15 protein-coding genes are annotated in these 15,210 nt (G+C 60.1%); 3 read left to right on the top strand and 12 right to left on the bottom strand.

All coding sequences use genetic code 11. The features are described from left to right. Positions 1-6: 6 nt before the first annotated feature. From G5179_RS16355 to G5179_RS16330, 6 genes are all read right to left on the bottom strand, one after another. Positions 7-408 (bottom strand): VOC family protein, encoded by a 402-nt coding sequence (locus G5179_RS16355; RefSeq protein ID WP_227341251.1) that lies wholly within the window; start codon positions 406-408, stop codon positions 7-9. A gap of 94 nt (positions 409-502) precedes the next feature. After that, entirely contained in the window at positions 503-2,134 is a 1,632-nt protein-coding gene (locus G5179_RS16350) for a DUF7305 domain-containing protein (protein ID WP_421258735.1), read from the bottom strand. Beyond that, positions 2,131-2,679, bottom strand: a complete 549-nt coding sequence (locus G5179_RS16345; RefSeq protein ID WP_042656732.1) for a PilW family protein — start codon at positions 2,677-2,679, stop codon at positions 2,131-2,133. The genes G5179_RS16350 and G5179_RS16345 overlap by 4 nt, the downstream gene beginning before the upstream one ends. Beyond that, the gene (locus G5179_RS16340; RefSeq protein ID WP_421258734.1) at positions 2,673-3,065 is read right to left on the bottom strand and encodes a type IV pilus modification PilV family protein; all 393 of its coding nucleotides are present in this window, start codon (positions 3,063-3,065) and stop codon (positions 2,673-2,675) included. The genes G5179_RS16345 and G5179_RS16340 overlap by 7 nt, the downstream gene beginning before the upstream one ends. Next, positions 3,062-3,481 carry a GspH/FimT family pseudopilin gene (locus tag G5179_RS16335; RefSeq protein WP_421258733.1) on the bottom strand — a complete coding sequence of 140 codons (420 nt, stop codon included), beginning with the start codon at positions 3,479-3,481 and terminating at the stop codon, positions 3,062-3,064. The genes G5179_RS16340 and G5179_RS16335 overlap by 4 nt, the downstream gene beginning before the upstream one ends. 1 nt (position 3,482) lies before the next feature. Beyond that, positions 3,483-3,872, bottom strand: a complete 390-nt coding sequence (locus G5179_RS16330; RefSeq protein ID WP_159143118.1) for a type IV pilin protein — start codon at positions 3,870-3,872, stop codon at positions 3,483-3,485. A 409-nt stretch (positions 3,873-4,281) separates the two neighbouring features. Here G5179_RS16330 and G5179_RS16325 point away from each other — a divergent pair, with 409 nt between their 5' ends. Both G5179_RS16325 and G5179_RS16320 read left to right on the top strand, forming a co-directional pair. Then, positions 4,282-5,820: an AlkA N-terminal domain-containing protein gene (locus G5179_RS16325; protein WP_421258732.1), complete on the top strand. Its 1,539-nt coding sequence runs from the start codon at positions 4,282-4,284 to the stop codon at positions 5,818-5,820. Continuing rightward, positions 5,817-6,290: a methylated-DNA--[protein]-cysteine S-methyltransferase gene (locus G5179_RS16320; RefSeq protein WP_021230358.1), complete on the top strand. Its 474-nt coding sequence runs from the start codon at positions 5,817-5,819 to the stop codon at positions 6,288-6,290. Before G5179_RS16325 ends, G5179_RS16320 begins: the two co-directional genes overlap by 4 nt. 67 nt (positions 6,291-6,357) lie before the next feature. On the opposite strand, the gene G5179_RS16315 is transcribed toward G5179_RS16320, so the two are convergent. The 3 genes from G5179_RS16315 to G5179_RS16305 form a co-directional block, all read right to left on the bottom strand. Continuing rightward, on the bottom strand, positions 6,358-8,217 hold the full coding sequence (locus tag G5179_RS16315; protein ID WP_421258731.1) for a peptidase U32 family protein: 1,860 nt from the start codon (positions 8,215-8,217) through the stop codon (positions 6,358-6,360). A 97-nt stretch (positions 8,218-8,314) separates the two neighbouring features. After that, entirely contained in the window at positions 8,315-8,923 is a 609-nt protein-coding gene (locus G5179_RS16310; protein WP_421258730.1) for a LysE family translocator, read from the bottom strand. Positions 8,924-9,050: 127 nt separating this feature from the next. Continuing rightward, on the bottom strand, positions 9,051-9,992 hold the full coding sequence (locus G5179_RS16305; RefSeq protein ID WP_421258729.1) for a LysR family transcriptional regulator: 942 nt from the start codon (positions 9,990-9,992) through the stop codon (positions 9,051-9,053). Between the two features lie 225 nt (positions 9,993-10,217). On the opposite strand from G5179_RS16305, the gene G5179_RS16300 reads away from it, so the two are divergent. Next, positions 10,218-11,306 (top strand): ketoacyl-ACP synthase III, encoded by a 1,089-nt coding sequence (locus G5179_RS16300; protein WP_421258728.1) that lies wholly within the window; start codon positions 10,218-10,220, stop codon positions 11,304-11,306. Between the two features lie 226 nt (positions 11,307-11,532). Here the strand turns inward: G5179_RS16300 and pnp are convergent, their stop codons facing one another. The 3 genes from pnp to truB form a co-directional block, all read right to left on the bottom strand. Beyond that, positions 11,533-13,674, bottom strand: coding sequence for a polyribonucleotide nucleotidyltransferase (gene pnp / locus G5179_RS16295; protein WP_216979370.1), 2,142 nt, complete (start codon positions 13,672-13,674; stop codon positions 11,533-11,535). 169 nt (positions 13,675-13,843) lie between these two features. After that, positions 13,844-14,113, bottom strand: a complete 270-nt coding sequence (rpsO, locus tag G5179_RS16290) for a 30S ribosomal protein S15 (RefSeq protein WP_216979371.1) — start codon at positions 14,111-14,113, stop codon at positions 13,844-13,846. Between the two features lie 146 nt (positions 14,114-14,259). After that, a complete protein-coding gene (gene truB / locus G5179_RS16285) occupies positions 14,260-15,210 on the bottom strand; it encodes a tRNA pseudouridine(55) synthase TruB (protein ID WP_245094887.1) in 951 nt (316 codons plus the stop codon).

Below are 15,210 nucleotides of genomic sequence, written 5' to 3'. Positions count from 1 at the left end.
GAGAATTCAGAGAGGATCAGGGGAACCCAGCAACTCGCGCAGTTGCAGGATATTGCCCTCAGGATCGAAGGCGTTGCGCACCACAAAGCCGGGCCCTGTCCACTGCTGTGGCAGCAAACCGCCACCGAGATCCGCCGCCTTCGCTTCTGCCCAGGCGAGGCTGGAGACGGTGAAGAACAGCTTGATGGCCCCCTCTTCCCGCAACTCCGGGGGCCTTTTGATAACGACTTGCTCGGCATAAGGTTCGGGAATGGCGTGGATCAGCAGCTGGATATCGCTGTTTTCCAGCACCACCAACTGCTCATCCTGACTGCAGACCACCATCTGCAGCAGGGTACGGTAAAAGTGGGTCAGCAGGCCCGGATCCTTGGCATAGATCAGGGCACCGGCGCGAGCGGGGCCTGGCATGGAGCACTCCTCAATAGTGAACAACTGGGTGGACAGATCTCCACCATCTCACAGTTGCGCGCCCCATTCGATCCTTTTTAGCGACTCGCCAGCCTCACTGCACAAAGTGCCACTGCCGCAGTGCCAGTGTCGGAGGCGGCCCCTGATCATCCCCCAAATCTGCCATGCCCAGCGCCTCGTCATAGTGCACACCGCCCGCGCCACTCTCGGTCAGGTGTTTTGCCCGCACCGCCCCGTACAGACCGCCACTTCCGCTGATCTTCATCTCGGTGAGCGGGGCATAGAGAGCGGCATAGAGCGGCGTATTGCCCGACAGCTTGACCCCATCCTTGCCGCTATACGCGGAATAGATAGAGATAGCGGGCGTACCGCTAGCGGTCAGCCCCTGTTTGGCTGCCGTCACCTCGGCACCGGCCCCAAGATCGACCTTACCGCTGACGATCAGGATCAGGCTGCTCCCCTCGCTCACCGTCAACTTGTTGCTGCCTGTCATGGTGAAATCCTTGTCGATCAGCAGCACCACATCCCCCTTGATGGTGAGACTGGCATCGGCCCCCATATTGAGGCTGTCGAGCTTGTAAACGGTCTGCTCCTTGCCAAACAGATCCCCCTTGCCGGGGAACGGCAGCCCGGGCTTTTGCTGGTTGCTGCTGGTGACCGAGCCGGTGGAGGGATCCGTGGTCAGCACCATCTGCTGGGTGGCCCCGAGCGTCAGCGGGCCATTGATGGGCAGCGTTGCAGGGAGGAACGATTTGGGCAACGCGGCCACATTGAGCGGGTCACACACCTGCCCGGCCACAGGCGGTAGCTTGGGATGAGTTCGGTATTGGGGATACAGATACTTCTGATGCTTGGCATCAAGGAATGCCCCGTTCCCACCATAGTTCAACTTGTCGTCAGCAATGCTTGTGCCATGACCCATAGAAACATCACCATTGATCGCAACAGCTCCGGCAATATGCCCCCCTTGCAAGGCAAAATTTCCACTCCCGTTTACGCTGCCCTCAACCCTGACGACCCCATCAGAGGGAGAAATTGTGATGTCGCCACCAGCAAGTACATTACCCGCAACAGGTGAAGAACCGTTCAAGGTCACCGAGCCGGTCGCCCGCACATCACCCCAGATGGGGGAGTGCCCGGCGAGCACCACATTGGCCTTGTCGCTGACGGTCGCCACCTTGGCGTTCTGCCCCTGATTAAGAGTCCCGGAAACAGACTCCTTGTACGCCCCCTTGCGCGAATCGTAGCTGTCGATAAAACCGCTCCCAGAGAGGCTCAACCCTTCACACGCCACCACCGAATCCTGAAAGATGAGATTGCCCGGCTCGCGCTTGAGGGCAAACAGGGCGTTGAGGCTGGCATTGCCCTCCAGATAACGGCCATGGCTCTGCAACGCCAACTTGCTGCCTGTAGAGGCATCCAGCTGATCGATGCGAAAGCGGCTGCCCGCCATGGCCCCTTCCCCCTTGCCAGGCACCTTCTGCACCAGTTGATCCCACTCTATCCGTGGTTCGGCGCCGAGCGCCTGATGCAGGGCGCGATAACTGTCGTTCATCCCCTGCTCGGCACTGAGCTGCGCATTGATCTTCTTGTGAAAATTGCCGCTCAGGCGGGTTTGCAGCTGATTCTCCTGAATGCTGGTAAACACCAGCAGGCTCGACAGCAGGCTCACCACCAGCACCACCAGCAATACGGCTCCCCGCTGCCCCTGCAATCCCTTGTTCATCCTGCTCCCCCTGCACCGGATGTGGCCAGTGCTGCCGCCCAGACCGCCTTGCGGCGTGCCACCTGCACCTCTACCCCCGGCGCCAGATAGCTCGGCAGCCCTTCGGGCAAGATACGGATATTGACCAGCGCCCCCTGCTGGCCGAATTCAAGATCCTGAAGATGGGCCAGCAACAGACGCGGGCCATCCCCGTCATCGCAACTGAGTACCGGCGGCGTGAAGCGGTACTGCTCGGTAAAATCGGCGGTTTTCTGGTTGCCAAGGCAGGAGAGCACCTGACTGCCCCCCTCTACCTTGAAAGCCAGCGTCAGGCGATCAGGGGTGACCGCTATCAGCTGATCCGCCTGCTTGATGCTGTTGGTAAAGGTGAGAGTGGCAAAGCGCAGCACCTCGTTCGCCTGCTCCAACGCCTTGCTCTGCTCGACCGTGCTCTTGATGGGCACGTAACCGGCAAAAATCGCCAGCATCAGCATCAGACCGAGCACCATGGAGATCATCAGCTCGACGAGACTGACACCTCGCTGTCGGAAGGGAACGTTCAGCATAGTGGCGGAAACCCTGCGTTCAGCTCAACCCGCCTGGCACCGGAGATCCGCGCATCACGCCACTCGATGGCGACCACAAAGTGGTCGCTGTAGCGACTAGGCAGCACCAGCTGGTGGCCCTCGTGCAGGGTGAAGCGGGCAAGAAAATCGCCCTGGGTGAACCGCTCCGGCTTTCGCTGCACTTCGCACAGCGAACCCCAGATCTGCTCCACACTGTTGCTCGCCTCAATCGTGGCCAACGTACTCTGCAGGCTATAGTGCGCCTGCTGCAACGAGACCACCTGCCCCTTGGCGAGACCGAGAAACACCATCACCGCCAATACCATGGAGACCATGATCTCCACCAGATTGAAGCCTTGCTGGCGGGCAAGTGCGGCGTGTCTCATGAGCAGCTCCCGTGCAGCAGCTGGCCGCTCGGCGCCACACAGAGCACGCGCTGATCTCCGAGGCGATTGGCCAGAGTGATCTCGGCGTGGCTGCTGCTGCCGGTTGGCGCGATCCGGATCGGCTCAAACGGTTTGATCACCACGCCGCCAGCAGGTGCTGCCGCCTGACGCAGCAACTTGCTGTCAGCCATCACCTCCCAGCCACCGTTCTCGGTGCCCTGCAGTACCACCGGCAGGGTCAGCTTGACCGCTTCGCTGCGGGCAAAGCGGTAGGCTGACGCGAGCTCGGTCGCACTGCGATCGAGTCGTTCGGCCGCGAGGCGCTGACTCATGGAGGGCAACCCGACTAGCAGCAAAATAGCGGCGATGCCGACCGTGATCATCAACTCAATCAGAGTAAATCCGCGCACGTTCATCTTATGATCCCCAGCAGTCATGGCGATTGGCCGCGCGATAACCGGTCTGATCGAGGGTCAGAGTGCCGCATTCATCCTGTTGTCGCGTCGTTGGAATGGCTTTGAGCAGATAGTCGCCAGCATCTTGCTGGCTGTAGCTGAACTGGTAGAAATCCGTGTTGGAAGGGGTGGCAAACGTGGCGGGATAACGCCCCTGTTGGGTATAGATACGTTCGAGGGCGAGCGCCTGCTCCAGCAATTGCTGCTGTGCTTCGTAACGACGTCCCTGTTGCAGATAACCCTGATACGCTGGCAACGCGATGGCTGCGAGAATGCTGACAACCGTCATGGCGATCAACAACTCGATCAGACTAAACCCCCGGCAATGGGGCCATGCCTTACAGTCGTTCACTTATCATCCTTGGCAAGTGTTGTTATTGGTCGGCCTTGGGCCGCAGATGTGATGACTTAATAATCACCAGAAATTAACTGACTCAATTGAACAACACAAAATCACCACATTCAATGTAAAAAAGATAATTATGTGATCTTTTATTAATTTATAAGCAGTTTTCGCCGCCACTAATCTCGCTAAGCAAATAAAGATAGGCCAATCGAGCCTCCGACCCCATCCGTTATGAGCTCTTCTGCCGAGCATTGCCAAATGGACAACAACGGAGCGAAGAGTGAAACCCAACCGTGCAAGGAAAGAGTAAAAAAACCTTTCGCCAATTTTTGCTATCCCTGTCCGTTTCTGGCTAGTCATGGCCCCCGAGCCCCCTTACTCTCTTGCCATCTATTCCAGCAAAGCCGCCAACACCATGAATGCAAAGCCCAGCCCAGAGTCGTCACCGGATGAGGTGATCAACACCCTCAGCCGTGAACAGTGTCACGCCGCACGGCTCGCCCGCGACGCTCGCTTTGATGGCCGTTTTTTTACCGGCGTCATCTCGACCGGCATCTACTGCCGGCCAGTCTGCCCGGCACGGCCACCGCACGAGCACAACGTGCGCTACTTCCAAAGCGCCGCGGCCGCCGAGCAGTATGGGCTGCGCCCCTGCCTGCGCTGCCGCCCCGAGCTGGCCCCCGCCGCCCGTGGCGATCTGCCGGTTGAACTGGCACGTCTGCTGGCGCGCATCGATCGCGGCGAGCTGGCGGAGGGAACGCTCGCCAAACTGGCCACTGAGGCAGGGATAAGCGAACGTACCCTGCGCCGCCAGTTCGAGCAGCACCTCGGCGCCTCGCCAAAACAGGTGGAGCAGACGCGCCGCCTGCTGCTCGCGAAACGACTGCTGACCGAAACAGGGCTGCCCATTACCGACATCGCGTTTACCGCCGGTTTTGCCAGCATCCGCCGCTTCAATGACGCCTGGCTGAACGCCTACGGGCTGGCCCCACGCACCCTGCGCCAACAAGAGGAGCATGCGCCAGAGCACATAGGCTCGGAGCCGCGCGGCGCAACCCTGACGCTGCAATTGCCCTATCGCCCCCCGTATGACGTATCGGCCATGCTGGCGTTCTACCGGCTGCGAGCAATCCCGGGGCTGGAGCGGGTAGATGGCGAGGTGTATGAGCGGCGCTATCGGGTCGGCGATCAGGTCGCGCTGGTGCGTATCGCGCAAGGCAAGGGGCATAGCCTGCAGCTCACCGTCCATGATCTGCCGCTCGCGGCACTGCCTGATCTGCTCTACCGGGTGCGCCGGATGTGGGATCTCGATGCCGACATGCAGCGGATCGGCGATCAGCTCGGTCAGGATCCGCTACTGGGCCGTTTGCAGACACGCTGGCCCGGCGTGCGGCTGCCGGGTGGCTGGGACGAATACGAGGTGATGCTGCGCGCCATCGTCGGCCAGCAGGTCTCGGTCAAGGGAGCCATCACCATACTCGGGCGATTGGTGGCGCGCACCGAGGCGCAATACGGGGTGGCGCAACTACCGACCCCCGCCCAGTTGTGCGAACTCGATCTCGACGGTATCGGCATGCCCGGCAGCCGTATTCGTACCCTGCGGGGCGTGGCACTGGCGCTGGCCAGCGGCGAGCTGACCCTCACGACAGCCAGTGACGAGCAGTTGCTGGCGCTGCCAGGCATAGGCCCATGGACGGTCGCTTACTGGCGGCTGCGTTGCGGGCTGGATACCGATGCCTTCCCCGCCTCCGATCTGGTACTGCAAAAGGCACTCGGAGGCGGCACCAAGCTGCCGGTGAAGGAGGTGTTGGCGCAAAGCGCAGCATGGCAGCCGTGGCGCAGCTATGCGGCCAGCTGGCTGTGGCATGCCATGAGTGCAGCGCCCGATTTTCTGATCCATGCCACTGGCAACGAAAACCAGCCGGATAACCAACAACAGGAGATAACCCCATGATCCGCTACGATATCCTGCCGACCCGCTGCGGCGAGCTGCTGGTCGCCATCAATGAATCCGGTCTGGTGCACGTAGACTTTGTGGCGGGCCTGCGGGCACTGCCCGATATGAGTGGCTGGCAGCAAGATCACGGAGCACTGGCCCCCTTCCTCGCCGAATTTGACGCCTATTTTGCCGGTCGCTTGCAGCGCTTCTCCCTGCCCCTTGCCGCCCGTGGTACTGCCTTTCAGCAGGCGGTGTGGCAAGCGCTGTGCGACATCCCCTACGGCGAAACCCGCAGCTACAGCGATATTGCCCGCGCCATCGGCAAACCCGATGCGGTGCGGGCAGTGGGCGCGGCGAACGGCCGCAATCCGCTCTCGATCATCGTTCCCTGCCATCGGGTGATCGGCCAAAACGGCAGCCTGACCGGCTATGCGGGGGGATTGGAGATCAAAAAAGCACTGCTGGCGCTGGAGAGGGGCAATTAAAGGAAGGTGGGTAGAGAACCTGCGATATAAAATTGCCCCTTTCCGGATGGAGAAAGGGGCTCATTGATCAGCGTTTCAGGCTGCCCATCACATGCATTTCGCAGCGGTTACAGTCAAAACGCAGGCGGAAGGTGTCTTTACCCATCTTGAGTTCCAGCGGCTCGGCCTTGAGACCTGGCACCTCGTTCGGGCAGAGGTTCTGGCTATAGCGGATGCAATGCTTGGTGATCATCAGCACCACTTCACGCTCCTCCTTGTTCGCCTCATAGGCGGGAGCAATCCGCTCCACCCCGTGTTCGCGGAAGAACTGCTCGGCCGCGCTGTTCAGCACATTGCCAAGGTAGGAGAGACGGTGCTGGGGATAGCTGATATCCCGCAGGGCGATCCGTCGCTCGGGACGCTGGTAGCTGGCCACCCGCGCCGCCTCCAGCGCGGCGATGCCATCCCGGCGCAAACCGTTGAGCTGTGATGCAGCGATAAACAGCGGGTGAGTGAATGCCAACTCAATCTTGCGCGCCACAAACAGGGTATTGCCGAGTTTACCAAGCTGATCACGCGCCTGTTGCAGCGCCCGCTCAGGATTGTCGGCAGGCTGTTTGTCGCAAGGCAAGATCACTGCGGCACTGATGCCCTGCTCGTCGGTGAGCGTGAGGCTCACGCCCTCATCGCACTCTGCCAGCACCATATCGACCCGGATGCGGCGATCCGCGCTCGCCTTCTCCAGCATCTTGCTGAACGCCTGATCGTGGTTGCGGTAGATTTCGGTCCCGACCTTTAGCCCCGGCATTCGTTCTGACAGGAGTAACTGCTTACCTTCGACCTTGTTGAGGCGCATCCCCACCAGCTCGTTGTTCGGCTTGAAGAAGCCCAAACCGTCGCCGTTGTTGAGGGTGACCTGTTTGCCATCGATCTCGATACCGTCACGGGTCACCCTGGTGACACGCCCCAGCGGTTCGCCCACATATTTCGGGCTTTTGGTGGAGTCGATCCCCTGCTGGCGGCCATGGAGGAAGTAATCGGTGCTGCCGCGGTTGAAGCTCTTCTTGGGGTCAGGCGTGAAACTGTAGCTGCAACGACCCGCAGAGGCGGCCACCAGATCGGAGCGGCTGTCGAGAATGGCGTCCAGCTTCTGGCGATACCAGGCAGTGACGTTCTTGACGTAATCGAGCCCCTTGAGACGCCCTTCAATCTTGAAGGAGCGGATCCCCGCCTCAATCAAAGCCTCCAGGTTGTCAGTCTGATCCATATCCTTGAGGGACAGCAGGTGACTGTCGGCCACCAGCACTTCACCATCCGGCTTTTGCAGCGAGCAGGGCAGACGGCAGAGCTGGGCACATTCACCGCGGTTGGCACTGCGGCCGGTACGGGCGTGGCTGATATTGCATTGGCCGCTGTAGGAGACGCAGAGCGCGCCGTGGATAAAGAACTCCAGCTGCACATTGGTCGCTGCACTGATCTCGCGGATCTGCGCCAGCGACAGTTCGCGCGCCAGCACCACCTGAGAGAAGCCCACATCCTGCAGAAACTTCACCTTCTCCGGCGTGCGGTTGTCGGTCTGGGTACTGGCATGAAGCGCGATGGGTGGCAGATCGAGGGCCAGCAGCCCCATATCCTGCACAATCAGCGCATCGGCACCGGCTTCGTAGATCTGGTGGGTCAGCCGCCGGGCCTGCTCCAGCTCGTGATCGTGCAGCAAAGTATTGAAGGCGACAAAGACCTGGGCACCGAAACGGTGGGCGTGGCGCGCCAGCACCTCGATATCCTCGATGGAGTTGCCCGCCGCACTGCGGGCGCCGAAGGCAGGGCCACCCATGTAGACGGCATCGGCACCATGGTTGATGGCTTCTATGCCGTAGGCGAGGTTCTTGGCCGGAGCCAGCAGCTCCAACCGGTTATTGTGGCTTAATGGGTGCTTGTTCTGGTGCATGGTCTCGGGATCAGGGCGGACAGCAAATGGGCGCTACTCTAGCCCATTCACCACCCGCGTGCCTTGATCCCGCTTAAGGTATCCGCAAAATACAGGATTAGATAACCACCTTGAGCGCCAGCCCGAGCAGCACCAGGCCGCTCACCTTGTCGATCACAAAGGATTTGGCTTTAAGCCACGCCAGCACCGGCCCGCGGGAGAGCACCAGCGCCACCAGCACGTACCAGACGGCATCGAGCCCGCCCGCGGTGAGCATCATGATGCCCCCTTCGCTCCAGCCGGTATCAGCCCGCACAAACTGGCTGAACAGAGCGATGAAGAAAACCGCCAGTTGGGGGTTAAGGAAGGCAACCATAAAACCTTCAAAGGCCCCTTGCCGACCGCGCAACTGATGTACCTCTTCATTCCCTTCGTCACTGGCTGGTTTTGCCAGCAGGGCTTTCACCCCGAGCCAGGCAAGAAACGCGGCGCCGCCGTAGCGGATCAGATCAAACAGGATCGGTGTCTGGGTGATCAAAATGGAAAGGCCGAGCGCCGTGACCAGCGCATAGATACCAACCCCGAGGCCGTGGCCAAGCGCAGTAGCGACGCCATGCCCCTGCCCGCCCTGCACCGTGTTGCGGATGATCAGCGCCAGACTCGGCCCCGGGCTGATGGCCCCCATCACGCAGATTGCGGCCAGTGCCAGCCAACTCGTCAGTTCCATGCTTTTCCTCTTTTGTGCTCGATATGATGACCTGCACTCAGGGTACGGGCTGAGCCATTATGCCAGTAGTGAAAGTTATGAATAGATTCCATAACCCATGGCTATAACGCCACACAACTGACCGGGGCTAACCGCCGAGATCGAGCAGCTTGCGACTCTCGCCAACGGTGCGTTGCAGATGATCCCGCAGGAAGGGGTAGGCCAGCTCGCGAAACCAGCGGTGGGCTGGATCCTGATGGTGGCGCTGATGCCACAGCAGATGATACTGCTGGTCGCGGGTAGCAAAGGGCAGATCGACAAAGGTGAGCTCATGGCCACAGGAGAGCTGCCAGGCGATATGGGCCGGGGTGGTCATCAGGCAATCGGTGCGCAGCAACACCTCCACTGCCGCCTGAAAGAAGGGAACTCTGGCAAACCAGCGCCGACTCAGTCCCTGCGGCGCCAACACCTGCTCCACCGGGCTGTCCTTGTCGCCACCGCCACTCACCTGCAGGTGAGGCCAGGCGAGATAGTCATCGAGATTAAGCGTCTTGCCTGCCAGCGGGTGGTGACATCCCATCAGCACCGCCAGCCGATCTTCCCCCTGATGCAGACCACGGATCTGCTCCGGTACCTGCTCGGTGATGGTGGAGACCAGATCCAGCTCCGACTGCCACAGTTGCGGCAGCTGACGCTTGTCCCACAGGCTGTACTCCAGCGCCGCCAACGGCGCCTCTTTGGCGAGCGCGGCGCAGATATCAGGCAGGATATGCTGAGCCACATAATCAGAAGAGGCGAGCCGAAATACCCGCTCGCAGCGGCTCGGGTCAAACCCGGGCGCCTCGTAGAGCCGCTCCAGCGCACCGAGAGAATCCGCCAGCTGGGCAGCCAACTGTTCGGCCCGTGGCGTCAGCAGCCAGCGTTGCCCCTCTCGCACCAGCAACTCGTCATCAAACTCGCTGCGCAACTGGGCAAGCTGCTTGCTGATGGAGGGCTGACTCAGGTGCAGACGCTCGGCGGCGCGGCTGATATTGCGGGTCTCCAGCAGCACCTTGAGGGTCGGCAACAAGTTGAGATTGGCTCTGAGCAAGGAGATACCCTCATCGGTGGCGAAATGCCTATCTTAGGGCAGAGGAGTCCCGCGCTTTAAGCGAAATTTCCTGCCATGTTCAGCGCGTTGCAGCCCTTTGCGACTAGATGGCACAGCTGAGCACCCCGCACATAACCATGACCACAAGATGACAGTGGTTGTCTCGTACGGCATAATTGCACGATTTTCCGCCCGCGGGCGATCCACTTGAGAAGCGGTAACAAGATGAAATACGCCAATATCACCGGCTGGGGCAAATGCCTGCCTCCCTCCGTGCTGACCAACGACGACCTCAGCACCATCATGGATACATCAGACGAGTGGATCTATCCGCGCACCGGCATCAAGGCCCGCCGGATCTCCCATGTCAGCACCTCGGATCTCGCCACCCTGGCCGGTCGCCGCGCACTGGCCTGCGCCGGTCTGGAAGCCAGCGATCTCGATGGCATCATCCTGGCCACCGCCACCCCGGACAACCTGCTGCCAAGTGCCGTCTCTGCGGTGCAAAAGAAGCTGGGCGCCGTCAACGCCGCCGTGTTTGACCTCAACGCGGCCTGCACCGGTTTCGTCTACTCCCTCTCCGTCGCTACCTCGCTGGTGCAGACTGGCATGATGAAGAAGGTGCTGGTGATTGGCGCCGAGCGCCTCACCTACCTGCTGGACTGGGCACGCCGCGATACCGCCGTACTGTTTGGCGATGGTGCCGGTGCCGTGGTGATAGAGGCAAGCGAGCAGGAGTGTGGCCTGATCGCCAACAAGCTGGGTTGCGACAGCGAAGCGCGGGAGATCCTGCATGTACCGAACTTCGGTACCGACCGGGTGCGTTTTGCCGATATCGATGGCCTGTTCACCTTCAACTTCGAAGGGCCGGAGATCTTCAAACGTGCTGTGCGCGGCATGGGTGAGGCCACCAGCACTGTGCTGGCGCAGGCCGGTATTGCGCCGGAGCAGGTCGACCTGATCGTGCCGCACCAGGCCAATATCCGCATCATCGAGACCCTCGCCAAACGGATGAATGCGCCGATGGAGAAGGTGATGGTCAACATCGAAAACTACGGCAACACCTCCGCCGCTACCGTACCTATCGCCCTGTGCGAAGCGCTGGAGCAGGGGCGCGTCAAGCCGAATTCCTATCTGCTGACTGCCGCCTTCGGTGCCGGCCTGACCTGGGGCGCAGCCATCATCAAGTGGGGCGATCGTGTTACCCCTATCAACAAGTGCGAGGCCGAGTTGCCACCGTGCGACCAGAGCGCACTGGAACTGATTGCTCACGCCGTCGAAGGGTGTCAGAAGGCCCACGCCAACGAGGCCTGATCCTTATCAGGAGCCTGAATCCTCAGGCTCCTTTCTCCCACACCGTTCTCCCTCCCCCTTCGCAACACTTTTCTAACCTGACCTCTTGAGGCTCCGGCAATGCCCACCACATCCTGAGCAGAGAGCCAACTTCGGCGTGATGAGCCTGAGCGCATAAAAAAGTCCGGCGCCCCAAAGGGCGCCGGACTTTTTACTGCAACCGGAGAATCCGGTTCAGGAGGACAGATTACTCTGCGGCAGGCGCTTCGGCAGCAACCGGAGCATCAGCAGCCGGGGCTGCATCAGTCGGAGCGTTCGCTTCCTTGATGGAGAGACGTACGCGGCCCTGACGGTCCACTTCCAGTACCTTCACCTTGACCACGTCACCGATAGTCAGGTGGTCAGCCACGTTCTGAACGCGAGCATCGGTGATCTGGGAGATGTGTACCAGACCATCTTTGCCCGGCAGGATGTTGACGAATGCACCGAAATCGGCCAGACGGACAACTTTACCTTCATAGATGCGGTTCACTTCGATCTCGGCGGTGATGGCCTCAATGCGACGGATCGCTTCCATGGCAGCTTCGTTGGCCACAGCGGAGATACGTACAGTACCGTCATCGTCCAACTCGATGTTGGTGCCGGTCTCTTCGGTCAGCGCACGGATCACGGAACCACCCTTACCGATCACGTCCTTGATCTTCTCAGGATTGATCTTGATGGTGTGGATACGCGGTGCGAAATCGGAGATCTGGGCACGGGGAGCCTGGATTGCTTCATCCATCACTTTCAGGATGTGCAGACGAGCACCACGAGCTTGCTTCAGCGCAATCTCCATGATCTCTTTGGTGATGCCTTCGATCTTGATGTCCATTTGCAGCGCGGTCACACCTTCGGTGGTACCGGCTACTTTGAAGTCCATGTCGCCCAGGTGATCTTCGTCACCCAGAATGTCGGACAGCACGACGAAACCTTCTTCTTCCTTCACCAGACCCATGGCGATACCGGCGACGGAAGCCTTGATCGGCACACCGGCATCCATCAGCGCCAGAGAGGAACCACAGACAGACGCCATGGAGGAGGAGCCGTTGGATTCAGTGATTTCAGACACCACGCGCACCACGTACGGGAACTCGGCAGCACTCGGCATCACGGCAGCAACGCCGCGCTTGGCCAGACGGCCGTGACCGATTTCACGACGCTTCGGGCTACCCATCATGCCGGTCTCACCGACGCAGTATGGCGGGAAGTTGTAGTGTAGCATGAAGCGATCGGCACGGTTGCCGGTCAGCTCGTCGATGTTCTGGGCGTCACGCTCGGTACCCAGGGTCGCAACGACCATAGCCTGGGTTTCACCACGAGTGAACAGGGCAGAACCGTGAGCACGGGGCAATACGCCGGTAGCGACAGACAGGGCACGGATCATTTCCGGATCGCGACCATCGATACGCGGCTCACCACGCACTACGCGGCCACGAACGATGCGGCTTTCCAGGCTGTGGAACTCTTCGCCGATCTTCTTGGCATCTTCTTCCACGCCGGAAGCGATAACTTGCTCAACCACACGACCCTTGATGGCCGCGATGGTTTCGTAACGAACAGCCTTCTCGGTGATGCGGTAGGCTTCACCCAGCTCGGCGCTCGCCAGCTCGGCAACCTTGGCTTTCAGCGCTTCGTTGACGACAGGCGGAGTCCAGTCCCACGGCTTGGTGCCGACGGCAGCGGCAAATTCGTTGATGGCGTTGATAACGGTCTGCATCTGCTCGTGACCGTATACCACGGCGCCCAGCATCACCTCTTCGGAGAGGATGGCCGCTTCGGACTCAACCATCAGTACGGCGTTGGCAGTACCGGCAACAACCAGATCCAGATCGCTCTGTGGCAGTTCGGTGGTGGTCGGGTTCAGCACATACTGACCGTTCATGTAACCCACGCGAGCAGCACCGATCGGGCCGCCAAACGGAATGCCGGAGATGGCCAGCGCAGCAGAGGCGCCGATCATGGCAACGATATCGGGGGAGACTGCCGGATTCACGGACATGACGGTGGCAACCACCTGAACCTCATTGAAGAAGCCTTCCGGGAACAACGGACGAATTGGACGGTCGATCAGACGGGAGATGAGGGTCTCGCCTTCGCTCGGACGGCCTTCACGACGGAAGAAACCACCCGGGATACGACCAGCAGCATAGGTACGCTCCTGGTAGTTGACGGTCAGCGGGAAGAAATCACGGCCGTGATCGGCCTCTTTCTTGCCTACGACGGTCACAAATACACAGGTATCGTCCATGCTGACCATAACGGCCGCAGTGGCTTGACGGGCCATCACACCGGTTTCCAGTGTGACGGTGTGTTGACCGTACTGGAATGACTTAACAATAGGATTCACGTGAATTTCCTTTTTACAATTTGGCTCTTTAAATTCGCGCACAAGTATACTTGATTCGATGCAAAAGGTAAGCGGCGACACAAATTCTGTGAGGATGGCAACAAGCCGCTAAAGAGCAATAAAAAAGGGGAACCCGGAGGTTCCCCTTTTCGCGAAATCTGATGGTCGATTAACGACGCAGACCCAGCTTGGCGATCAGAGCAGCATAACGCTCGGAATCTTTACGCTTCAGGTAGTCCAGCAGCTTACGACGCTGGGAAACCATGCGCAGCAGACCGCGACGACCGTGGTGGTCCTTGGAGTGCTCTTTGAAGTGACCTTGCAGATGGTTGATCTGGGCAGTCAGCAGGGCAACTTGCACTTCGGGGGAACCGGTGTCGTTGGCGCCACGAGCGTGCTCGGCAACGATTTGAGCTTTGATCTCAGCATTTAGAGACATGGTATTACTCCAGTAGAGTGTTTAAAGGTTCACAGCCAATCTCTAATTCAGCCGTGAAATGAGGGCGGTATGATAATCGTCCCTGCCCATTTTCGCAACGAGAAAGAAGCGAGAGAGGGAAAGAGCACGCCGATACCGCCTGAGGATCACTCCTCGTCGTGATAACGTACCAGTCGCTTGGGGGCGACGCGGCCATCATCATCAATCTCGCCAACCCCGATGAACTCGCGCTCCGGGCCGACCGTCATACGAACCTGACCGCTGTGCGGCGCACCCGCCACCTGCACGGCCTGGCCCTGATTCACATAGGCAGCCACAACAGCCAGCATGTTCACCTCGGGCAAGCTTGCCACGGCAGTATCCATCGGCAGCAACAGGGGATCCAGCTGCTCGCGCGGCGGGATGCTCTCGGCCTTGGCCTGCTCGAAAATACACTCGAGCTGCTCCAGAGTCAGCATCCGCTCGTACGGATAGCTGGCCACCTGGGTACGGCGCAACTGGGTCACGTGGGCGCCACAACCCAGCACTTCACCCAGATCATCCACCAGAGAGCGGATATAGGTGCCCTTGCTGCAGTGCACTTCAAGGCGCACTTCATCACCTTCGAAACTCAGCAGTTTGAGCTCGAATACGGTGATGGGACGGGCTTCACGCTCAATCTCGATGCCTTCGCGGGCATATTCGTAGAGCGGACGGCCGTTGTGCTTGAGCGCGGAGTACATGGACGGCACCTGCATGATGGGGCCGCGGAACTGGTCCAGCGCCTCGATCAGGGTACCGACAGCCACGTTCACCGGACGGGTGGAGACCACCTCACCATCGGAGTCGCTGGTGTTGGTGCGCTCGCCCAGTTTGGCGGTCACCTCATAGCGCTTGTCCGCTTCCAGCAGATACTGGGAGAACTTGGTGGCCTCACCGAGGCAAATCGGCAGCATGCCGGTCGCCAGCGGATCCAGCGCCCCGGTATGACCGGCCTTGGCAGCGTTGTAAATCCGCTTGACCTTCTGCAACACATCGTTGGAGGTCAGGCCGGTCGGCTTGTCCAGCAGCAGAATGCCGTGCACATCACGGCCCTTGAAACGACGTCTTCGGGTCAT

It is taken from the genome of Aeromonas sp. 600886, from assembly GCF_049174935.1.
Classification (GTDB): domain Bacteria; phylum Pseudomonadota; class Gammaproteobacteria; order Enterobacterales; family Aeromonadaceae; genus Aeromonas; species Aeromonas veronii_A.
Note: the sequence above shows the minus strand (reverse complement) of the source record. Positions and strands in the feature narration are given on the sequence as shown.